General features: G+C 65.2%; 4 protein-coding genes. 1 reads left to right on the forward strand and 3 read right to left on the reverse strand.

Going from position 1 to position 2,968, the window contains the following annotated elements:
• The 3 genes from WAN02_RS33150 to WAN02_RS33160 all read right to left on the reverse strand — a co-directional run.
• Positions 1–508 (reverse strand): class I SAM-dependent methyltransferase (locus tag WAN02_RS33150; protein WP_422269589.1); only part of this gene is annotated, 508 nt, incomplete at its 3' end.
• A gap of 38 nt (positions 509–546) precedes the next feature.
• Positions 547–1,407 carry an LLM class F420-dependent oxidoreductase gene (locus WAN02_RS33155; protein ID WP_422269590.1) on the reverse strand — a complete coding sequence of 287 codons (861 nt, stop codon included), beginning with the start codon at positions 1,405–1,407 and terminating at the stop codon, positions 547–549.
• Positions 1,408–1,427: 20 nt separating this feature from the next.
• Positions 1,428–2,636 carry an FAD-dependent monooxygenase gene (locus tag WAN02_RS33160; protein ID WP_422269591.1) on the reverse strand — a complete coding sequence of 403 codons (1,209 nt, stop codon included), beginning with the start codon at positions 2,634–2,636 and terminating at the stop codon, positions 1,428–1,430.
• A 56-nt stretch (positions 2,637–2,692) separates the two neighbouring features.
• On the opposite strand from WAN02_RS33160, the gene WAN02_RS33165 reads away from it, so the two are divergent.
• On the forward strand, positions 2,693–2,968 hold a 276-nt coding region (locus WAN02_RS33165; protein ID WP_422269592.1), incomplete at its 3' end, for an LLM class flavin-dependent oxidoreductase.

Here is a 2,968-nt window from a genome sequence, read left to right on the forward strand (position 1 = left end):
GCATCGTCCAGGTGGAGGTGAATCGTCGTTCCATCTCGGCTGGCTGGACGCCTCGCACTCCGAAACGGCCGCCGGGAAGGAACGCGACGATCAGCAGTCGCGCGCCCGGCGCGGCGACGGCGCTGACTTCCCGGACGTAGGCGTCGCGGTCGCCGTCACTCATGTTGTGCAGGCAGCCGTTGTCGACGATCAATCCAAACGCCGCGCCGATGCCTTCCTGACTCAGCCGCGTGACGTCGGCGCGGACGAAGTCGACGGGCGCGTTGGTCGCGGCGGCCTTGGCTCGGGCCTTGTCGAGGGCCTGCGGTACGTAGTCGACGCCGGTGACTTTCCAGCCGTGCTGCGCCAGGTAGATCGACGAGTCTCCGGTGCCGCAGCCGAGATCGAGGGCTTTGCCTGCGGGCAGCTCTTCGACCAGGTCTTGCACATTCTTCGCGATCGGATGGCCGTCCCAAGGCGTGAAACCCAGCCGGTAGAACACTCGAAACAGTGTGTGCTTGGAGGACATGAGACCTACCGTAGTCGGCTAGTCACATCCGTCACTCGCTAGGTGAGCGCCGCCGCGATCCGGCGCCACTGCTCGCGTGGATAGGCTTTCGGGTCGCTCACCAACACCTGGATGCAGACGTGGTCGGCGCCGGCCGAACGATGCTCGGAGACCCTGCGCAGGATTGCGTCCTCGTCGCCCCACGCGATGATCGCGTTGAACAGGCGATCACTCACCTGCGCCAGATCGTCGTCGGAGAAGCCGGAGCGCAGCAGATTGTTGGCGTAATTCGGCAACGCCAAATACGAACGCAGCCAGTCGATTCCGATTGCGCGTGCTTCGTCGGCGCTGTCGGTGAGAATCACGGTCTGCTCTGGCAGCAGCCAGGGTCCATCGCCGAGAGTCCCACGGGCCGTTGCGGTGTGCTCGGGGGTGACGAGGTAGGGGTGTGCCCCAGCGGCACGTCTCGCGGACAGCGACAGCATTTTCGGACCGAGCGCGGCCAGCACCCGCCGGTCGGTGGGAACCGGTTGTGGCGTGGCATCCAACTCGTCCAAGAACGACGCCGTCGCGGCCAGCGGTTTGCGGTAGCGCCCGGGCGCACCGGCATCGATCAGCGGTGCGTGGCTGACCCCGATACCCAGCAGGAAGCGGTCGCCGTGGGCGGCGGTCAGTTCCGCGTACGACGCGGCGACGTCGCTCGGAGTATGCATCCAGAGATTCAGGATCCCGGTGGCGATCGTGGTCTGCTTGGTCGCGGCGAGCAGGTTGCCCACCGCGTCGAAGACCGCCCCCCCAACGTCGGGTATCCAGAGTGCCCGGAAGCCCAATTCGTCCAATTCCGCTGCAGCATCGGCGGATTCAGCGGGATTACCGTAGCGAAGCTGGCTACTCCAGATCCCGATACCGGTGAGATCCATTGACAGCGACTCCTCTCGTCTCAGATTTTTACATCGGGGTAATCGGGCGCTCGCATCGAGTCGTGCATCCGCACGCCCTTGGTGTTCAACTTCGCGATGGTCCTGGTGAACGGCGCGGGCAGCGACGACACCAACTGCGCACCACGGGTGACGGCCCATACCCCCGCGCTGGAGCCGGGAAGGAGGGTTTTGGCCGCACCTCGTGCGAAGACCCGACTACGACTGACCTTCTCGGCCATCTGCTGCTGGTAGGCCGCGAACGCGCGGAGATGATCGCCGCCAGCCTCGATGAGCTCGCCGGCCAACACGTACGCCCCGATGACCGCCAGGCTGGTGCTGCCACCCACCGCGGGCCCGGGGCAGTATCCGGCATCGCCGACGAGGGTAACTCGCCCCCGTGACCAGATATCCAGTGAGAGCTGGCTGATCGAGTCGAAATAGAAGGTGGGCGCGTGGTCGACTTCGGCCAGCCAGCCGTCTGCCTGCGCAGCCAACCCGGCGAGCGCGTCGCGCAGTAACTCCTTCTGCCGCACTGTGTCCCGGTAGTGATAGTCCAGCTCGGTCTTGCTCCGGAACATGAAAAGCGCGCGGGCGTCGTCAAGATGCTGCGCGGTGTAGATGCCTGCCATCCGCCCAACGCCGGCGTGAACGATCATTTCGCCCTCGGGTGCAAACGATTTCGGTACCGACACCACCGCGAGGTATCCACCGATGAACCGGGTGAGCCCCGCCTCCTCACCGAACACCAGACGCCGGACATTCGAGTGCAGCCCGTCGGCCCCGACGATGACGTCGAACGTGCGCGTCGCCGCATGTTCGAATGTCACCTCGCCGTCGGGCGAGATGGCCGTGATCGAGTCGCCGAACACATACTCGATGTGCTCGCGGCCGGCGTCGTAATAGACCTCGCTGAGGTCGTCGCGCATGATCTCGACGTGCTGGTCGGATGCCGCACCGACGATCTTGGTGAGGTCGACCCGCGCCGGGTGACTCCTGCCCTCGCGGTACAGCGTGAGCCGGTCGGTTCCGGTGGCAAGCGATTCGATGCGCGGCAGGACGCCCATCTTCGCCGAAATCTTCATCGACGGACGGAACAAGTCGACAGCATGGCCGCCGGTCTTACGCAACGTCGGTGCGCGCTCGACGACGGTGACGTCGAAACCGCCGCGTGCGAGCCAATACGCCAGCACGGGTCCGGCGATGCTGGCACCCGAGATGAGGATCCGCATCAGACCTCCCTACGGCCTGCCCGTCTTGTATCTTCGTCGGGCTAGAGTCCGAGGTTATGCGATTCGGATTTTTCATCCCGCAGGGCTGGCGGTTGGATTTGGTCGGCATCGACGTCGACCAGCACTGGCCGGTCATGCGCGACCTGGCTGCCTACGCCGACGATAGTGCCTGGGACTCGGTATGGGTCTACGACCACTTCCACACCGTGCCGATGCCGACCGACGAGGCCACCCACGAGGCGTGGTCGCTGATGTCGGCATACGCGGCAACGACGTCGCGGATCAAACTCGGCCAGATGTGCACGGCGATGAGCTACCGCAATCCGGTCTAC

It is taken from the genome of Mycobacterium sp. (assembly GCF_049281135.1).
Lineage (GTDB): Bacteria > Actinomycetota > Actinomycetes > Mycobacteriales > Mycobacteriaceae > Mycobacterium.